This window comes from Pseudomonas monachiensis, assembly GCF_047345015.1.
GTDB classification, from domain to species: Bacteria; Pseudomonadota; Gammaproteobacteria; order Pseudomonadales; family Pseudomonadaceae; genus Aquipseudomonas; species Aquipseudomonas monachiensis.
The window spans coordinates 3,012,535-3,030,639 of sequence record NZ_CP178857.1; the positions used below are offsets into that span (position 1 = coordinate 3,012,535).

Here is an 18,105-nt window from a genome sequence, read left to right on the forward strand (position 1 = left end):
TGACCGCACCAGACGTGCCAGGGGTTCAGATTTCTTTCACCAGGCGCAAAGCGTCGTAGATGGCCGCGTGAGTGTTGCGAGCAGACACGGCGTCGCCGATCCGGAACAGTTGGAAGCGTCCTTCGGGATGGGTGACGATGTTCTGTGCCGTGCCAGCGATCAGGTCATGCTGCTCTACCGCGCCGCCATTGGTGGAGAGAGGACGCAGCTCGAAGTACAAGTCATCCAGCGGAAGGGTGCCGTGGTTGACGACCACCTGATCGACCACGCGCTGCTTGTGAACCTGTCCGTAATCGCTGCCAAAGGTTGCAACGAGCCCGCCATCACGTTTTTCCACTGTATCGACCCGGTAGGTCACGGTGAAGGTGACGTCCAGATCCTGCAGGCTGCGCATGTAGGGCACCAGGTTCATGGCCATGACTTCAGGTGCAAACGAGCGGTCAGGGGTGACGATTTCGACTCTCGCACCGCTTTGCGCGATGACCTCGGCAGCCTGCAGGGCAGCATGATCCCCCGCATCGTCGAAGATCAGTACGTTGCGACCGGGCTTGATGTCGCCAGAAATGATGTCCCAGGTTGAAACCACGAGTTCGTTGCCTTTGCTGAGCACCTCGGTATCCGGCAGGCCGCCGGTCGCGACGATAACCACGTCTGGCTCGAAGGCTTGCACAGTGTCGGCTTCGGCCCAGGTATTGAAGTGAAACTTCACCCCCAGCCGTTCGCATTGTGCCATCCGCCAATCAATGATGCTGATCATCTCGCGACGACGCTCGCTCAGCGCAGTCAGACGAATTTGCCCACCAGGTTGATCAGCCGCTTCAAGCACCGTCACGTCATGGCCGCGCTCACCGGCGACCCGCGCCGCTTCCAGCCCGGCAGGGCCGGTTCCGACTACCAACACCTTGCGCTTGACCGCGGCTTTGGGAATGTCATGAGGCATGGTGGTTTCCCGCCCCGTCGCGGCGTTGTGGATGCAGTAGGCCGCGCCGCCCTGATAGATGCGATCCAGGCAATAGTTGGCGCCCACGCAAGGGCGAATGTCTTCTTCGCGCTTCTCGATGATTTTGCGCACGATGTGCGGATCGGTCATATGCGCGCGGGTCATGCCCACCATGTCCACTTTGCCCGAGGCGATCGCGTAGCGCGCGGTGGCCACGTCGGGAATCTTCGCCGCGTGGAAGGTCGGAAAGCCCGTAGACGAGCGGATCTCGCCAGCGAAGTCGAGATGGGGCGAGTTGCGCATACCCTGAATCGGGATGACATCGGTCAGCCCTGCATCCGTATCGATGTGACCGCGTACGACGTTCAGGAAGTCGACCAGTCCGCTGTCCTTGAGCATGTGAGAAACCTGCATGCCCTCGCTGGCAGTGAAGCCGCCGGGCAGTTCTTCATCACCGGTGTAGCGAACTCCCAGCAGAAAATCTTCGCCTACCCGCTGGCGGATGCCACGCAGGATGTCGAAGGTAAAGCGCATGCGGTTTTCCAGCGACCCGCCGTAAGGGCCGTCGAGGTCATTGGTCAACGGCGACCAGAACTGATCCATCAAATGCCCGTAAGCCTGAAGCTCCAGGCCATCGAGACCTGCCGCCTTCATGCGCTCCGCGGCGTCTACATAGTCCTTGATGATCCGCTCGATGTCCCACTCCTCCATTTTCTTCGGGAAGGAGCGATGCGACGCCTCGCGGCGGTGTGACGGCGACACCACCGGCAACCAATCGGCCTTGTCCCAGCGGGTGCGACGGCCCAGGTGAGTCAACTGGATCATCACTGCCGCGCCATGTTCGTGGCATTCATCGGTCAGGTCCTTCAACCATCCGACTACTTCGTCCTTGTAGGCAAGCACATTGTTGAACACCGGCGGGCTGTCTCGGGATACGGCAGCGGAACCGGCGGTCATGGTCAGGGCGACACCGGCTTTGGCGCGCTCCACGTGGTAGGCGCGATAGAGATCCTTGGGCATACCGTCCACAGGGTAGGCCGGTTCATGGGAGGTGGTCATGATCCGGTTTCTGAGGGTCAGGTTTTTGATTTTATAGGGTTGCAGCAAGGGATCGCTGGACATCGTGGTGCGCTCCAAAGTGGGCTTCATCAGGCTCGGTGACTTAAAATTAGGATAAATGTACACCTGTGTCAACGATTGGTGACACAAGTGTACATTTTGCTTGCGTGCCAAAAAAACCAGGATTAACATCCGCCCAAACAAGGACGAATGTCGCTCGTCCGCGTCTGTCATCCATTTAGAAAGGAGAGAAGCGTGACTGAGTTATTTGATATTCGTTTGGCCAGCAAACAAACTGCCTTCACTGAAATCCCGGTCATAGATATTTCGCCACTCATAAACGGCGAAAATCCGCTGCGGGTGGCAAGCCAGATAGGTGAAGCGTGCGAAAAGGTGGGGTTTTTTTATATAAAAAACCATGGTGTTTCGCAGCAACTGATAGACGAGATGTACAGGCTCACCAAACTTTTTTTCAAGCTTCCAGCCGACGAGAAGAACTCACTTAATATCGTGAACTCTGGGCTTACGCTACGTGGTTACATCCCGATGTATGCGGAAAACGTAGATCCAGCCAATACGCGCGATTTCAAAGAGTGCTTTGATTACGGCGCCCATTACGATGAAGTTTCTCCGTTTTTTGGCCCTAATCAAATGCCGGCCGGGTTGCCGCAATTCGACACGGTTGCCGAGGCTTATCATTCAGCTGTATTGGCGCTTGCGAGAACGCTCATCGGCGGCATCGCGCTGAGTCTGGATTTGCCGCAAAATTATTTTGAACAACGCCAACGCAAGCCCATCACTATTCAGCGCGTTTTGCGTTATCCGCCTCAGATAGGAAAGGTCTCCCTGGAAGAGATCGGTATTGGTGCTCACACGGATTACGGCTTCCTGACAGTCCTGTCTCAAGACACAGTTGGCGGTTTACAAGTCAAGAACCGTGCAGGGGAGTGGGTTACTGCCCCACCCGTTGAAGGCACTTTTATCGTCAACATTGGTGATCTGGTTCAAACCCTCACCAACGATCGCTACACCTCGACAATGCATCGCGTCATAAATACTAGCGGTCTAGAGCGCTATTCAATTCCTTTCTTTATTGATTTGGATTTTGATGCAGTTGTTGAGCCTGTGCCAACCTGTGTGAGTGAAGCGCTACCCGCGAAGTATGAAGCGTACACTTGTGGCAAACACAAATTTAAGCGTTTCGTTGATAGCTATGCGCATCTGAAAGTCGAATAGGGAGTTTTCTATGTGCATCCTGTATATGGCCGACCCCGCCGATGCGCAGAAATGGCGAGATTGCCTGTCAACGCTCGCCCCTGAACTAGAGTTCCGCCAATGGCCTGATATCGGTAACCCGGCAGAGGTGCACTACATCCTGGCTTGGGAGCCTCTTGCCGACATTGCGGAGCAGTTTGGTAATCTTCGACTCCTCTACGCTGCCGGGGCTGGAGTTGATCAGTTCGATCTGGCCCGTTTGCCTGCTAACGTGTCGCTGATACGGCTGGTAGATAGCTCGATGGCTGACATCATGGCCGAATATGTTCTGTTTGGTGTTCTTGCCTTGCATCGAGAAATCCTCGCTTACCAAGAGGACCAGCGAAGTGGTCGCTGGCGACCTCGACCAATCGTGCATGCTTCACAGCGGCGTGTTGGTGTCATGGGGGTTGGCAATCTCGGACGCGCCGCGCTTGATCGCCTTCAGCCATTAGGTTTTCAGCTCAGTGGCTGGAATCGCTCTTTGAAGGAGGTGCCAGGTGGCCACTGTTACGTCGGCCCGGACGAACTCGAGGCGTTTTTAGGGCAGTGCGATATCCTTGTGAACATGTTGCCACTGACCCCCGAAACAGACGGGATACTCAATGCTGCGAGGCTCGATTGCCTGCCTCATGGAGCTGGACTGATTAACGTGGGGCGTGGCGCCCACGTTATAGAAACGGCTTTGCTTTCAGCGTTGGATGAAGGCCGTATGGGAGGAGCCATACTGGATGTCCTGGTACAAGAACCTCCTTCTCAAGACAACCCACTTTGGAAACACCCTCGAGTGCTCCTGACCCCTCATGTTGCAAGCGATGTGCAGATTGAGGGGGGTGTGGCAGTGATAGTTGAGAATCTCCGAAGAGAGCGTGAGGGAATGCCCCTGTTGAATGTGGTTGATCGGTCTAAAGGCTATTAGTGAGGGAGGGGAAGAGTGGAAGCTCCAGTCGAATACCATCGATACTGACCTATAACTTAGCTAAACTAAACAACCATTTAGTTTAGTTATAATTTCTGGTTATTAATGAAGGAGGGGAGTTGACCAGATGATCCAGAGGCAGCTCATCCTTATTCGCTATCTTCCAAATATGTGCTGTATCTTTCAAACATACGTGTATTCGGTAACAAGCCCCGTAAATAAAGGGCTACAGCCATCTGCGGTGGCCACTCAAAGGAGTATGCAATGGCTCATTTTCCAAGCTGGATGCTTTAATGCGCTCACAATTACCTGAAAGCCGCTGAGATTCTGGATGTGCAGAACCTACCGCACGTTGCCCAGGTCGATGCGGCGATTGACATGGAAACCCTGCTCAAGAGCTTTATTTCCGTGCCTGACCAGCATCAAGGCACATCCGGCGAGATCTACAAACTCGACGTCTAGCGTTGGCCGCGGCATAAGCACGATCTATTGACGTTGTTCCATGCGATGCCCGAACCGATTCGTAGCGGCTTGGCCCTGGACAGCCAGGAAGATTCCTTCGAGAGATACCGCGACGTGTTCACCAACAGCCGGTATCCGTATGAGTCGAGCAGCTGGAAATTTTCCGATCCGGTACTGATGAGGAGCTGCGGTGGACTCTGGCCAATATGGTTGGCTATTCAAGGTGCAAGGTTCTCACGATCCGTTCGGTCCTGGATTACCTGATTGAGGTGCAGGCATGAACTGCAGCAGAGTGATCGAGGCCTGAGCCTGGCTTCGAATCTGACCACCAGGCGCTCCCAACTCCGCGTATGATATTACGCATAATGTATATTATGTTAAATGCAATATCATTTGTCGCTCATTGTTCGACAATCAACCATCCGGGGCTTGACGGCGAATTGGCTTTTGGTGTTTCCTGAAACCGGTTTCAGTGCTATCTCACGAAGCACCCGACCTTATAAATCCAATAAGAAGGTTTCAGACCGTGAACGATTTCTCCGCCGCCCAGCGCAGCCGCGTGACCATGCTCGACGTGGCCGAACACGCCAAGGTCTCCAAGGCCAGCGTTTCGCGGTTCATTGGCGATGATCGCGCCCTGCTTTCCGATGCCATTGCCCAGCGCATCGAACAGGCAATTGCCGAACTCGGCTATCGCCCGAACCAGATGGCCCGTGGCCTGAAACGCGGGCGCACTCGCCTGATCGGCATGCTGGTGGCCGATATCCGCAACCCTTATTCAATTGCCGTGATGCACGGGGTGGAAACCGCCTGCCGTCAGCACGGCTATAGCCTGGTGGTGTGCAACACCGACCGCGACGACGAGCAAGAACGCCAGCACCTGGCCCTGCTGCGCTCGTACAACATCGAAGGCTTGATCGTGAACACCCTCGGTCATCATCGTGACGAGTTGCACGAACTGCACCGGGAAATGCCCCTGGTACTGGTGGATCGCAAGGTGGAGCACCTTGAAAGCGATATGGTCGGGCTGAACAACCCGCAGGCCATCGACATGGCCCTTAACCACCTTGAAGAACGCGGTTATTGCGATGTATTGCTGGTGACTGAGCCGCTTGATGGCACCAGTTCGCGAATTGAGCGGGTCAGCAGCTTCAAGGCACAAATCGAGCAACGCCCGGCGCTTCGCGGCACGCACATCGAAACAGGCAGCGAACTGACCGCACAATTGAAATCCTTCCTCGACACGCCTGGGCCCGGCCCGAAGGCACTGTTTTGCGCGAACGGGATTGCCGCGCTCGCCAGCACCCATGCGTTGCGTGAACTCAAGTGCAACCTGTTCGATGACGTGGGCTTGATTGCCCTCGATGACCTGGATTGGTACCCGCTGGTGGGCAGCGGCATTACCGCCCTCGCGCAGCCGACCACCGAGATGGGCGCCAGTGCTTTTGAGTGCCTGCTCAAGCGGCTGCGCGGGGATGACGGGGCGGTGCGGACGCTGGATTTTTCGGCGCAGCTGATTGTGCGGGGGTCGACCCGTGGGAATTTGCGTTGAATGTTAAGGCCTGCTCGCGAAGAGGCCCCAAGTAGCACTAAAAATTTTTTTGAACAAAAATGAAACCGGTTTCAGAGGTAGAAAAACAATGAATAGACCAGCCGTTTCCATCAGCCTTTCCAGCTACGGCGCCGACCTTGTGCGTCAACGCGGCCAGGGCAGCTTCATCGAGATTCTCGCCGCCGCCGGCGCCACGCGCATTGAGTGGCGCGAAGAGTTACTGACCATCGAAGATCCCGCTCAACTGGCCGATGCCACACAAGCAGAAGGCCTGCAGAGCGTGTATTCGTCGCCCATGGAGCTATGGCTGGCCGGGCAATCCAAACCCAACGCCGAACTGATCACGGCCCTGCAACGCGCCCAGGCATTCGGCGCCAAATGGTTGAAGGTGTCGCTGGGCTATTTCACCGACAACAGCGATCTGCAAACCCTCGCCCGTGTGCTGGGTGAAAGCGCCGTACAGTTGCTGGTGGAAAACGACCAGACCCTGCACGGCGGCCGCATTGAACCCTTCCAGCGTTTTTTCGCGGACGTCGAGCAGCACAACTTGCCGATAAAGATGACCTTCGATATCGGCAATTGGCACTGGCAGGACCAGTCTGCCGCCAGCGCCGCGCGCTTGCTCGGGCGTCACGTCGGTTACGTGCACTGCAAAGCGGTGACCCGCCGCGCCGACGGCAAGCTGGTGGCCATCCCACCCGCTGCCAGCGATTTTCAACAGTGGGAACACCTGCTGCGGCACATGGCCCAAGGCGTTATGCGGGCCGCGGAATATCCGCTGCAAGGCGATGACCTGGTGCAACTGACCACCGAGCACGTCGCTGCCCTCGCCCACCTCGGCCAATCGCAGCTGGAGAGTGCTCATGTCTGAGATCGATATTCTGTCCTTCGGCGAGACCATGGCGATGTTCGTCGCCGAACAGGCTGGCGATCTGGCCAGCGTCGGCGCTTTCCACAAACGCATTGCCGGGGCTGACAGCAACGTCGCCATTGGCCTTTCCCGACTGGGCTTCAACGTGGCATGGCTGAGCCGTGTCGGTGCCGATTCGTTGGGCCGGTTTGTGGTCGACACCCTGGAAAAACAAGGCCTGGATTGCCGCCACGTCGACATCGACACCGCCCACCCGACCGGTTTTCAACTCAAGTCCCGCATCGACGATGGCAGCGATCCGGTGGTCGAGTACTTCCGCCGTGGTTCGGCGGCCAGTCACCTGTCGCCGCACTCGATCGTGCCCGAATTGCTCAAGGCCCGACACCTGCACGCCACCGGCATTCCCCCGGCGCTGTCGGAGTCGGCGCGGCAGATGTCGTTCGAGTTGATGACCCGCATGCGCGAGGCCGGGCGCAGTGTGTCCTTCGACCCGAACCTGCGCCCGAGCCTGTGGGCCAGCGAACGACAAATGATCACCGAGATCAACCGCCTCGCCGCCCTCGCCCATTGGGTCCTGCCGGGGTTGAGCGAAGGTCGCTTGCTGAGCGGTTTCGAAGACCCGGCCGACATCGCCGCCTTCTACCTCGACCAGGGCGCCGAAGCCGTGGCGATCAAGCTTGGCCCACACGGGGCTTACTACCGCACACATCTTGATCAAGGTTTCGTGGCTGGCGTACCGGTGCAAACAGTGGTCGATACGGTGGGTGCCGGCGATGGTTTTGCCGTCGGCATGATCAGCGCGCTGTTGGAAAACCAAAGCGTTGTCGAGGCCGTGAAACGCGCCAACTGGATTGGCAGCCGTGCGGTGCAGAGTCGGGGGGATATGGAGGGGTTGCCGACCCGCGCCGAAATGGCCAGCGAATTTGAGGCCGCCATCGCGAGCAAGCTCGCTCCCACAGGGGATATGTGTCGAACCTAGATCCCTTGTGGGAGCGAGCTTGCTCGCGATGAGGCCAGTAAAGGCACCGAAGATTTAAACCGTTACCTGCTGCGACAAAAACAACAAGCTCAGGAGCACCACCATGAAAACCGCAACGCTCGCCACCCGCCGCTGGTGGTACATCATGCCCATCGTGTTCATCACCTATAGCCTGGCGTATCTGGATCGCGCCAACTATGGATTCGCCGCCGCGTCCGGCATGGCGGCGGACCTGATGATCACACCAGGGCTGTCGTCGATGCTCGGCGCGCTGTTCTTCCTCGGCTACTTTTTCTTCCAGGTACCCGGCGCGATCTACGCGCAGAAACACAGTGTGAAGAAGCTGATTTTCGTCAGTCTGATCCTCTGGGGCAGCCTGGCGACGTTGACCGGGATTGTCTCCAATGCCTACTGGCTGATCGTCATTCGCTTCATGCTTGGCGTGGTCGAAGCGGCAGTGATGCCGGCAATGCTGATCTACCTGTGCCACTGGTTCACCCGCGCCGAACGCTCGCGGGCCAACACCTTTCTGATCCTCGGCAACCCGGTGACCATGCTGTGGATGTCGGTGGTCTCGGGCTATCTGGTGCAGCATTACAGCTGGCGCTGGATGTTCATCGTCGAAGGTTTGCCAGCGGTGTTGTGGGCATTCATCTGGTGGCGTCTGGCCGATGATCGTCCGTCACAAGCCAAGTGGCTCAACGATCAGGAAAAACAGGACCTGGAAAGCGCACTGGCCGCCGAACAGGTCGGCATCAAGGCCGTGAAGAACTACGCCGAAGCGTTCCGTTCACCCAAGGTGATCATCCTGGCCCTGCAGTTTTTCTGCTGGAGCATTGGCGTGTACGGTTTCGTGTTGTGGCTGCCGTCGATCCTCAAGGCCGGCGCGCAGATGGACATGGTCCAGGCCGGCTGGCTGTCGGCGCTGCCTTATCTGGCGGCCGTGATTGGCATGCTGCTGGTGTCCTGGGGTTCGGACAAGCTGCAAAAACGTAAACGTTTCGTCTGGCCGCCGCTGCTGATTGCTTCGATTGCCTTCTACGGCTCGTACGCATTGGGCGCTGAACATTTCTGGTGGTCCTACACCTTGCTGGTAATTGCCGGGGCCTGCATGTACGCGCCTTACGGGCCGTTCTTCGCAATCATTCCGGAAATCCTCCCGGCCAACGTGGCGGGTGGTGCCATGGCGTTGATCAACAGCATGGGCGCGCTGGGTTCGTTCGGCGGTTCTTATCTGGTCGGTTACCTGAACAGCTCCACCGGTTCGCCCGGCGCGTCGTACTTGTTGATGAGCGGTGCGCTGATGCTTTCGGTGGTGCTGACGATGTTCCTCAAACCCGGCGCCAGTGACCGCGAGCGGCCCACAGTAGCGCGCACCGCCACTGCACACTCTTGAATCGATGTTGAGATAACCACCATGAAAAAGCAGGTCGTTCTATACAAGAAACTCTCGTCGCCGCTAATGGCTCGCTTGCAAGAGCAGACCGAGGTAACAGTGATCGACAGCCTCGACGCCGAGGGCCTGGCGAGACTGCGTGATGCCCTGCCCCGTGCCCATGGCTTGCTCGGTGCAAGCCTGAAGCTGGATGCCGGACTGCTCGACCTGGCACCGAACCTTGAAGCCGTCGCCAGCGTGTCGGTGGGGGTCGACAACTATGACATCGATTACCTGACCGAGCGGCGCATCCTGCTGACCAATACGCCGGATGTGCTGACCGAAACCACCGCCGACACCGGTTTCGCGCTGATCCTGGCAACGGCCCGGCGGGTGGTGGAACTGGCGAACCTGGTGCGCACAGGCGGTTGGCAGCGCAATATCGGCCCCGCACATTTCGGCATCGACGTGCACGGTAAAACCCTGGGCATCATCGGCATGGGCCGCATTGGCGAGGCACTGGCCCAGCGCGGGCATTTCGGCTTCGGCATGCCAGTGATCTACCACAGCCACTCGCCCAAACCAGCGGTCGAGCAGCGCTTCGATGCGCAATACCGCAGCTTGAACGACCTGTTGCAGCAGGCGGATTTCATTTGTCTGACCTTGCCGCTGACTGCGCAAACCGAGGGGCTGATCGGCACCGATGAGTTTGCTTTGATGCGCCCGGAAAGCATCTTCATCAACATTTCCCGGGGCAAGGTGGTGGACGAAACCGCGTTAATCGACGCATTGCGCCGAGGACAGATTCGCGCGGCCGGGCTGGATGTGTTCGAGCGTGAGCCGCTGAATCCGGATTCGCCGCTGTTGCAGTTGAGTAATGTGGTGGCGACACCGCACATCGGCTCGGCGACACATGAAACACGGGAGGCGATGGCCAGGTGCGCGCTGGATAATCTGCTGGCGGCGCTGGCGGGTGAGCGGCCGGCGAATCTGGTGAACACCGGGGCATGGAAGCGTTAGCCGTTCATCAAGCCACTGCTCCCGACAAGATTGAGGCAGCGGCTCAGCGATTGGTCGCTGCCGACGCCACGTATATCTCGCTGAACTTCGACAATCCTGAATTGAAACGGATCTTGCCGTGGACTTTATCCTTGGGGGCTAGCAGCACAATTGCCCCCACGATCACTTCGAAAATCCCGGCACCGACAATAACCAGGCCGGTTTCAAAGCGGGCATACAGCGCAGCACCGCAGGCACCGGCAATCAGAATCGACGCGCCCAGCGCCGCAAAACGCAGCCGTGCCAGCCCGGCGATTTCGCTTTGTCTGAACCGGGTTTGAATCAGCAGAATGAAGGAGATGTCGATCAGTGGCCCGCCGAGTGCCGCAAGACTTGCGCCGACCATCATCCCCGTGAGGACGTGTTCCGGTGGCAGGTACAGCACCGCCGCACCGATGATCGCGATGCCCAGGCCGTTAACCACGGAACCGAAGGTAAACCCGTGATACAAGCGACGGATCTGCAGATTGCCCACAACAAAAATGGAGATCAGGTTCCCTGCCCCGTAAGCCCCCATGATCAGGCCGTAGGCAGCAAACCCCTGTACCCCGAATCCCTGGATATCGTATTTGACGACTGCCAGCGCCATGCCGATCGATATCCCCACACTCCAGGCAACATTGCCCAGTCCCGCACACACATACACCGCCTGCATCTGGCTGCGTCCCGCAAGACTTCTCCAACCGGCGGTAAATCCGGCACGCCGGCTTGTTGCCTTGACAGGTTGGCGCGGCAACGCCTTGCCCAACTTCATGACCGCCCACGCGGAGATCAGGAAGGTGATGCTATTCAGGGTAAATAGATGCTCGATCGGGATCAGCAGCGTAATCGCCGCTGCCAGCATTGGCCCGATCACCCGGGCGACCCGGATGATCACATCGAACAGCGCATTGACCGATTGCAGCTGGTCCGGCGCCGCGGCAATCCGCGGAAGACTGGCGCGCAGCGCCGGCTCGAACAACGAGTTGACGATCATCATGAGCATGAGCGGCACCGCCAGCATCCACAGACTCATGATGCCGAATCCCCAAGCAAGCACCGGAATCAAGGCAAGCCCGGCCCGCGCCAGGTCGGCGCCGATCATCGTGCGACGGTGGTCCCAGCGCTCAGCCCATATTCCGCCCAGCAAAGCACCTGCCAACGCGGCAGCACCGCGTAAAGCACTGAGCCAGCTTGCATCGGTTCCGGCGATCTGCACCGCCATCCAGGCGATGGCAATCGCGAAGAGTTCGTCACCAATCGAAGAAAGCGCCAACCCTCCCCACAGCAAGGCTACGGGCCGCTGAAGCAACGGCCTGAACAATTTCATATCATCAACTCCGCACAGTCACTCAACAGGTCTGAAAAAAGCCTGTCGTCTCGTTACCCGCGATCCTGAACACCCCACTCGCGAGCACTCCCCTCTCCTCCACCTCAATGCAGTCTCCGATGTGGGAAGGGCACGAACCCACTAGACTTCCGGTGGGTGAAGCACCACCTACATTTGCAACCCGCATTGCCAGGCCAACGACGATGCCTTGCAGATGGCGCGCGCCTGCATTCCCCACATCGCCATCGTTCACTTATTGGACAACCTGAGAACGGAGTAACGGATGCTTTATTTTCAGCAAATGTTGGGCACCGCCGTGTTTGCCATTACCGGATTGTTAGCTATCCAAAAGGTAGGTGTCGATCTGTTCGGGGCCGTAGTGCTGGGCATCATCACTGCTATTGGTGGTGGCACCATTCGAGACCTACTGCTGGATCAACCGATTTTCTGGATTGCAGACTTCAACTACATCTGGGTCGCATTGGTTACCTCACTACTGGCATTTTTTCTCACCAATAGATTGCACAAACGCTATCAGCTATTGCTGTATCTCGATGGTTTTGCGGCCGCACTGTTCGGATTAGTCGCTACTGAGAAAGTGATGGCATTACAGCTTGGTGCACCTTTGGCAGTGATGATGGGCGTGCTGACCAGTATTGGAGGCGGCATAGCGCGTGATGTGCTAGCCGGCAGGGCCTCGTTGTTGATGTCACGTGAGATCTACGCCACGCCAGTCCTGCTGGGGTGCACCTTGTATGTCTTGCTGCGCGATACATTTCCGTCAATCCGGATCGCTGGTTGGATCGCTTTGATACTTACCTCTGGATTCAGGTTTCTTGCCATTTATAAAGGGCTCCAAATGCCAGCGATTTTCTCCACCAGGCAGAGGTAAGTCACGCGAGCTTGATGGCCCCGCCTTGGATATCGTCCCGCGCCATTCGCAAGTCATTGGCGTCTTGGTTGAGCCGATGAATCAAGTTCAGTAATCGTTGGCGCAACACCTCATCCTGGAGCTGCTCTGCAGCACGCATCACATCAAGCGCCGCTGCCTCATTGTTGGTGGCAACGGAATCGAGCAGTTTGCGCATGCTTCTTGATGGCCGATTCATCTCCAACCCTCCCTGGTTTCGGTGGTGCGAATCATATGGCCGGAATGTTTCGTTAGTGTTTCAGCTGTACGAACTGGTTTTGAATCATCGACCCTGGCTGGTTTGACACTAGCTGGAGTGACACCCCTGAGGGGACGATTACACTTGTAACAGCCCATCCGCGATGAAGCTAAGCGGCCCGTTCCAGGGCGTCCAGCAAGCCAACAAACTCCAGCGAAAGCTTATGTCGCGGGGCCAAATGGACGATGGGAACTGACATTTCGTGAGATTCGCGCATCTTGACGGAGCTGCTCAGATAGACCGGTAGCACTGGCAAGCCTTCGGCCAGCAACTCATTCACGAGAGATTGGTGTAGGCCGGTATACCCGGCGAACTGGTTGACCACCACCCCTTCCACTTTCAGTGATTCATTGTGATCAAGACGTAGTTCTTCTACCTGTGCGATAACACGGTACATCGCCTGGCGAGAAAAGCTGTCGCAATCGAATGGAATCAGCAATCGATCTGCAGCCACCAGCGCGCTGAATGTGTAGAAATTCAGCGACGGAGGCGTATCGATATAGATGCGCTCATAGTCCTCGGACAGCTCTACCAGCAACTTGCGCAGCTTGTTGATCTTGAACCTGCTCTCGAGTTTTGACTGGAGGTCTGACAGTTCAGAGCTAGCAGTCACCAGGTGAAGGTTGTCGTAAAGGGTCTCGGTGATGGCCACTCGATTCCTTCTGCCTTCAAAGCCACTGGACAGTGTTTGTTTGAAGAAGTCCGCTATGCCTGCGGGAATGTGCTCGTCGGTCAAGCCCGTGAGGTAGTGAGTCGAGTTTGCCTGGGGGTCGAGATCTACCAGCAGCGTTCGGTAACCTTCGGCAGCACTCACGGCGGCAAGGTTGCAGGCAATGCTGGATTTCCCAACGCCCCCTTTCTGATTGAATATGACACGACGCATAGGGCTTGCTCATCCATGAAAAAGGCCAAAGGCCGGCTGAAGTGTGTAAGAAGTCATGTCAATTCTATGACGGCAACATTACAGTTTTGCGACAGCGATTGGCCAAAGCTGCGCACTAGAGCATTTGACTGCCAACACAAGGTGGTAGCGATAGATTTACACGGATCAGCAATCCCCTGGGTTTGCCAATGTTAGCCGCTGCAGCAAACCTTCCACGTCAGCTAGCGCTGGAGCATGGGCTCCGGCATGGCGGCAAGATATGGATGCGCAAGCCGCTGAAAATTGCAGGCGCTCTCTCAAGTCCGCGATCCCCAACAACTCCGCAGCCAGCCAACCAGCCATACACGCGTCTCCTGCTCCAACCGTGTCCTCTACCTTCACGGCAATAGCCGGCTGATCGAGTTGGCTGTCCGGGGTGTGGAGAACCATCCCGTGTTCCCCTCGGGTAAAAAGGATCTGCGCCTGAGGATTAAGAGCGCGAAGTTCATCCATTGCCTGGTGTTCTGTCAGCCCTGGATAAACTTGCCGAAGGTCTTCGTCGGAAAGCTTGATCATGTCAGCAAGGGTGGTCATCGTAGGGAAGGTCTGCTCCCGATAATGGCTATCCATTAAATTGCGCCAGTTCGGATCATAGCTAATCCGTTTACCGGCTTCTTTGGCCTGCTGAGCAATTTTAACCAGCCTGTCTGCGAGTGGCTGTCGAGCCAAACTGATGCAGCTGAAATGACACAGCTCTGCATGGTTGATCCATCCATCGGGCATCAGATCCGGATCAAAAAACAGATCGGCATCTCCAGCAAAAAAATACCTTGGAGGACGGCTCGATGGAACGATGGCGACCAAAGGATCTCGGTCTACCCGTTGGATAAACCTCATATCCAATGCTGCCGCTTCCGACTGTGAAACTATCTCGTCACCCAGTGAATCCATGCTCACCGCCCCAGCAAAAGCGCTGCTGACACCCAAGCGACTTAGCGCTCGTGCAACGTTCCAGGGAGCACCACCCGGGTAGCCCTTCCACTGTCCAGGAGTGCCTTGGACAAGATCGGTCAAGGCTTCGCCAAACACTACTGCGCGAGGCAATACCATCGTCATTTCCTCAATTTTTTGTCGTAGGGAACTGCTGGCTGATCAGATTCGACCGGTAATCACTGACTCAATGCGTTTTGATGAAAGGCAGGGTTTGTTGAAGTTAGAGAAGTTCTCATGGCCAACCTAAAAGCAGATGTTGGCCGAACGCGCTTGAATATTAAAACCAGGTTTCCATTTGTATGCCGTATTGCCATACACCTCCGGCTTTGAAGTCCGTCATGCCAAAGGAGTCTGTGGTACTGAATCTGTCCAGATCCGAAGACCAGTTCATGAAGCTTGCGAACACTCGCAATTCGGGACGTGTAAGAAGATCTCCAACCTCGAGTTTGAATGTCGGGGCGACAGTGAATTTCCAAAAGTTACCGTCGACCGCATTACGTTGTAGATAGCCCTTCGGGTCGAGGTTCATGGTTTGCCAGCTTATTTCGTAGGCCATCTCGAAATTGCTGTTGATTTCATTGGCCAAACGCACGTTCAGGGTCAGCCAGCGGTAGTCGTCACCCTTGACGTATCTATCCTTGCTCTGTTCGGCCAGCAAGCTGGGCCCGATGCGCCAGTCAGGCGCAAGGGGTGTCTCACCGTAAAGTGCCAGACGCAGAGCGCGGGCATCGTCGATGAGTTCGCCATCCGAGCCGATGTTCTTGACCTCGGCTCCCAGACCTTGCCCATAGAGCAGCGCCGTTTTGAAGAAGCCTTCCCTGCCGAAAAAGTTTTTCTGGTGATTGGCCAGCATGCTGTGCAAGCCGGAATCCGCAGGCGTCATACCCGCTGCATTGGTGCGGGTAGCGAAATCGTTTTTCTTTGCGCCGATGGCATTGAACATCCACTGCCACTGACCATCCTCGAAGAACTGGTTGGAGGTCAGGATGTAGCTTTCCACATCGGCACTAAGATCGCCTTGACTGAAATCCCCGTAGTTACGCCCGATCAAAGAGTAGTTCGAACGCCAATTCTTGTTCATCTGCATATCGTAGATTCCACCCCCGGTGCCGGCCAGATAGACAACGTCCGAGTCCAGCCAGTGGATATCGAAATTATCTCTATCGAATCGCTTGCCTGCCCACAGGGTGGCGTTCTCGAACACTGAATTGCCCTTGAACGCAGCCAGATGGTCAAGCGCTGTGAATACCTGGCGCACGTTCAGTTTGCTTTCGTCGGCCGTCCAGTCATTGGAACTTTCCACACCGTCGGCGATGGAAACCGTGAATTTGGAACGGGTGCCGTTTTGCGCATAGATTTCTTTCGACAGGTCTATACGCATGTAGGTGTCGTCCTCGTTACCGAGTCGCCCGACTGCACCACCGACTGAACCGGCAGGGGTTTCATAAGGGCCGCCACGACCACCCCCCAGCCGATCGTTGATCAGCAATCCGGAGCGGGCGTAGCCGTTGAAGCTGAACCCATCAGTGAGGTGTCCGGTACTGCCCTCTTTCTCCAGGCTTTGCTGACGGGCCTCGAGTTTTGCCAGTCGGGTATCCAAAGCGGGCGCTGAAATTACTGCCGCAGTAGACGCGGCGGGCTGCAAGGGAGCAGTGGCGAGTTTGATCTGCTGCAATTCCCTGGCAAGTGCCTGGGTTTGCTGCTCGGCTGCGGCTGCACGCTTTTCCGCGGCGCTGGCACGGGCTTCAAACGCGGCCATGCGTTCTTCCAGAGTCGCGGCCTGAGAGGTTACCGCCGAGGTGCCGAGCACGCCTGCGAGTAGCCAGCTTGATGCTTTCTGCATGTGAATTTCCTGTTTTGTTTTTATTTTTCTGTTCCCGCGAGCGGCCTTTTTTCGTCAATTGTGAATTGTCAAAATTGACGAAAAAAAGGATGCCTCATCGCAAATACGCTGCTACATTTGGCGATGTTAACGTTAACTTTTCTAAAAACAAAAATAAAGAGGGCTTTATGAAACAGCTAAAAACTCTCCTTCCAGCCGCACTACTCACCCTCTGTGCCGGATTTCCATGCCTCTCGAGCGCTGCCGATTTAACGATCTCGTGTGGCGCGGTGGGTGCGGAGTTGCAGCTCTGCAAGGAGGCTGTCGAGGCGTGGTCGAAACAGACCGGCAACAACGTCGAGGTGGTTTCCACGCCTAACTCGGCGACCGAGAGGTTGTCGTTCTATCAACAGATCCTCAGTGCGCAGTCCACTGACATCGATATCATTCAAATCGACATGGTGTGGCCGGGGATGCTGGCCAAACACTTGATGGATCTGCGCGAGGTGCTTCCCGCCAACGCGACCCAAGGCTACTTCCAGGCACAGGTGGATAACGCCACGGTGAACGGACGGCTGGTGACGATGCCGTGGTTCACCGACTCGGGCTTGCTGTATTACCGCAAGGACTTGCTTGAGAAGTACAACCAGCAAGTTCCCCAGACGTGGGAGGAAATGACCGCTACCGCCAGGAATATTCAACAGGCCGAGCGCACTGCCGGGAATCCCAATGCGTGGGGTTACATCTTTCAAGGGCGCGCCTACGAGGGCCTGACGTGTAATGCACTGGAGTGGATCAGCAGCCAATCGGAAGGCGGACTGGTCAATCCACGAGGTGACATCGTGGTCAACAGCCAGGCTTCAAGAACGGCTTTGACTCTGGCGAAAAGTTGGGTAGGTGACATCTCCCCGCGGGGCGTACTCAATTACACCGAGGAAGAAGGCCGGGGTGTATTTCAATCGGGAAATGCGCTGTTCATGCGTAACTGGCCTTATGTCTGGGCGTTGGTACAAAGCCAGGACAGTGCCGTAAAAGACAAGGTCGGGGTCGCTCCCCTGCCCCGTGGCGGCGAGACCGGTAGCCATGCCTCCACCCTCGGTGGCTGGGGCCTGGCGGTATCGCGTTACAGCGCCCATCCAAAACTTGCCGCCGAGCTGGTGAGCTACCTGACCCGTGCCCAAGAGCAAAAACGTCGTGCCCTGATAGGCGCCTATAACCCGGTTATAGAGTCGCTGTATCAAGATCCCGAACTGCTCGCGGCAATGCCTTATTACAGCCAGCTCCACAGCATTCTCAACGATGGGGTCATGCGCCCTGCCTCAATCACTGCCGATCGCTATCCAAGGGTCTCCAATGCGTTCTTCGATCGAGTGCATGGCGTGCTGGCGGGCGAGTTGCCTGTCGATCAGGCGCTGGCCGAACTGGAAAGCGAACTCACGCGCATCAAACGCCGGAACTGGTAAGCCACAAGGAAGGAAAT

General features: G+C 56.7%; 16 protein-coding genes. 10 read left to right on the plus strand and 6 right to left on the minus strand.

Annotated elements, in window-relative coordinates:
• Positions 1 to 25: 25 nt before the first annotated feature.
• Positions 26 to 2,062, minus strand: coding sequence for an NADH:flavin oxidoreductase (locus ACMDB8_RS13465; RefSeq protein ID WP_056724858.1), 2,037 nt, complete (start codon positions 2,060 to 2,062; stop codon positions 26 to 28).
• A 192-nt stretch (positions 2,063 to 2,254) separates the two neighbouring features.
• On the opposite strand from ACMDB8_RS13465, the gene ACMDB8_RS13470 reads away from it, so the two are divergent.
• The 8 genes from ACMDB8_RS13470 (at position 2,255) to ACMDB8_RS13505 (ending at position 10,431) form a co-directional block, all read left to right on the plus strand.
• Entirely contained in the window at positions 2,255 to 3,235 is a 981-nt protein-coding gene (locus tag ACMDB8_RS13470) for an isopenicillin N synthase family dioxygenase (protein ID WP_409079240.1), read from the plus strand.
• A 10-nt stretch (positions 3,236 to 3,245) separates the two neighbouring features.
• Complete coding sequence (locus tag ACMDB8_RS13475; protein ID WP_409079239.1) at positions 3,246 to 4,172, plus strand: 2-hydroxyacid dehydrogenase; 927 nt, start codon at positions 3,246 to 3,248, stop codon at positions 4,170 to 4,172.
• Positions 4,173 to 4,505: 333 nt separating this feature from the next.
• The gene (locus tag ACMDB8_RS13480) at positions 4,506 to 4,634 is read left to right on the plus strand and encodes a hypothetical protein (protein WP_263291639.1); all 129 of its coding nucleotides are present in this window, start codon (positions 4,506 to 4,508) and stop codon (positions 4,632 to 4,634) included.
• Positions 4,635 to 5,160: 526 nt separating this feature from the next.
• Entirely contained in the window at positions 5,161 to 6,186 is a 1,026-nt protein-coding gene (locus ACMDB8_RS13485; protein ID WP_317850365.1) for a LacI family DNA-binding transcriptional regulator, read from the plus strand.
• Positions 6,187 to 6,274: 88 nt separating this feature from the next.
• Positions 6,275 to 7,057, plus strand: coding sequence for a sugar phosphate isomerase/epimerase family protein (locus tag ACMDB8_RS13490; RefSeq protein ID WP_056724865.1), 783 nt, complete (start codon positions 6,275 to 6,277; stop codon positions 7,055 to 7,057).
• Positions 7,050 to 8,036, plus strand: a complete 987-nt coding sequence (locus tag ACMDB8_RS13495; RefSeq protein WP_409079238.1) for a sugar kinase — start codon at positions 7,050 to 7,052, stop codon at positions 8,034 to 8,036. Before ACMDB8_RS13490 ends, ACMDB8_RS13495 begins: the two co-directional genes overlap by 8 nt.
• Positions 8,037 to 8,139: 103 nt before the next feature.
• The gene (locus ACMDB8_RS13500; protein WP_056724869.1) at positions 8,140 to 9,432 is read left to right on the plus strand and encodes an MFS transporter; all 1,293 of its coding nucleotides are present in this window, start codon (positions 8,140 to 8,142) and stop codon (positions 9,430 to 9,432) included.
• Positions 9,433 to 9,453: 21 nt separating this feature from the next.
• The gene (locus tag ACMDB8_RS13505) at positions 9,454 to 10,431 is read left to right on the plus strand and encodes a 2-hydroxyacid dehydrogenase (RefSeq protein ID WP_056724871.1); all 978 of its coding nucleotides are present in this window, start codon (positions 9,454 to 9,456) and stop codon (positions 10,429 to 10,431) included.
• A gap of 43 nt (positions 10,432 to 10,474) precedes the next feature.
• Here the strand turns inward: ACMDB8_RS13505 and ACMDB8_RS13510 are convergent, their stop codons facing one another.
• The gene (locus ACMDB8_RS13510) at positions 10,475 to 11,779 is read right to left on the minus strand and encodes an MFS transporter (RefSeq protein WP_223541193.1); all 1,305 of its coding nucleotides are present in this window, start codon (positions 11,777 to 11,779) and stop codon (positions 10,475 to 10,477) included.
• 283 nt (positions 11,780 to 12,062) lie between these two features.
• On the opposite strand from ACMDB8_RS13510, the gene ACMDB8_RS13515 reads away from it, so the two are divergent.
• Positions 12,063 to 12,671, plus strand: coding sequence for a trimeric intracellular cation channel family protein (locus ACMDB8_RS13515; RefSeq protein ID WP_056724874.1), 609 nt, complete (start codon positions 12,063 to 12,065; stop codon positions 12,669 to 12,671).
• Between the two features lies 1 nt (position 12,672).
• Here ACMDB8_RS13515 and ACMDB8_RS13520 read toward each other — a convergent pair whose 3' ends face one another.
• The 4 genes from ACMDB8_RS13520 to ACMDB8_RS13535 all read right to left on the minus strand — a co-directional run bounded on the left by ACMDB8_RS13520 (position 12,673) and on the right by ACMDB8_RS13535 (position 16,646).
• The gene (locus ACMDB8_RS13520; protein ID WP_056724876.1) at positions 12,673 to 12,888 is read right to left on the minus strand and encodes a hypothetical protein; all 216 of its coding nucleotides are present in this window, start codon (positions 12,886 to 12,888) and stop codon (positions 12,673 to 12,675) included.
• Positions 12,889 to 13,057: 169 nt separating this feature from the next.
• Positions 13,058 to 13,831, minus strand: coding sequence for a ParA family protein (locus ACMDB8_RS13525; RefSeq protein WP_056724878.1), 774 nt, complete (start codon positions 13,829 to 13,831; stop codon positions 13,058 to 13,060).
• A gap of 165 nt (positions 13,832 to 13,996) precedes the next feature.
• On the minus strand, positions 13,997 to 14,920 hold the full coding sequence (locus ACMDB8_RS13530) for a carbohydrate kinase family protein (RefSeq protein ID WP_223541192.1): 924 nt from the start codon (positions 14,918 to 14,920) through the stop codon (positions 13,997 to 13,999).
• Between the two features lie 160 nt (positions 14,921 to 15,080).
• A complete protein-coding gene (locus ACMDB8_RS13535) occupies positions 15,081 to 16,646 on the minus strand; it encodes a carbohydrate porin (RefSeq protein ID WP_223541191.1) in 1,566 nt (521 codons plus the stop codon).
• Positions 16,647 to 16,813: 167 nt separating this feature from the next.
• Between ACMDB8_RS13535 and ACMDB8_RS13540 the strand changes: the two genes are divergently transcribed.
• Positions 16,814 to 18,088, plus strand: a complete 1,275-nt coding sequence (locus tag ACMDB8_RS13540; RefSeq protein ID WP_223541203.1) for an ABC transporter substrate-binding protein — start codon at positions 16,814 to 16,816, stop codon at positions 18,086 to 18,088.
• The last annotated feature ends 17 nt before the right edge of the window (positions 18,089 to 18,105 follow it).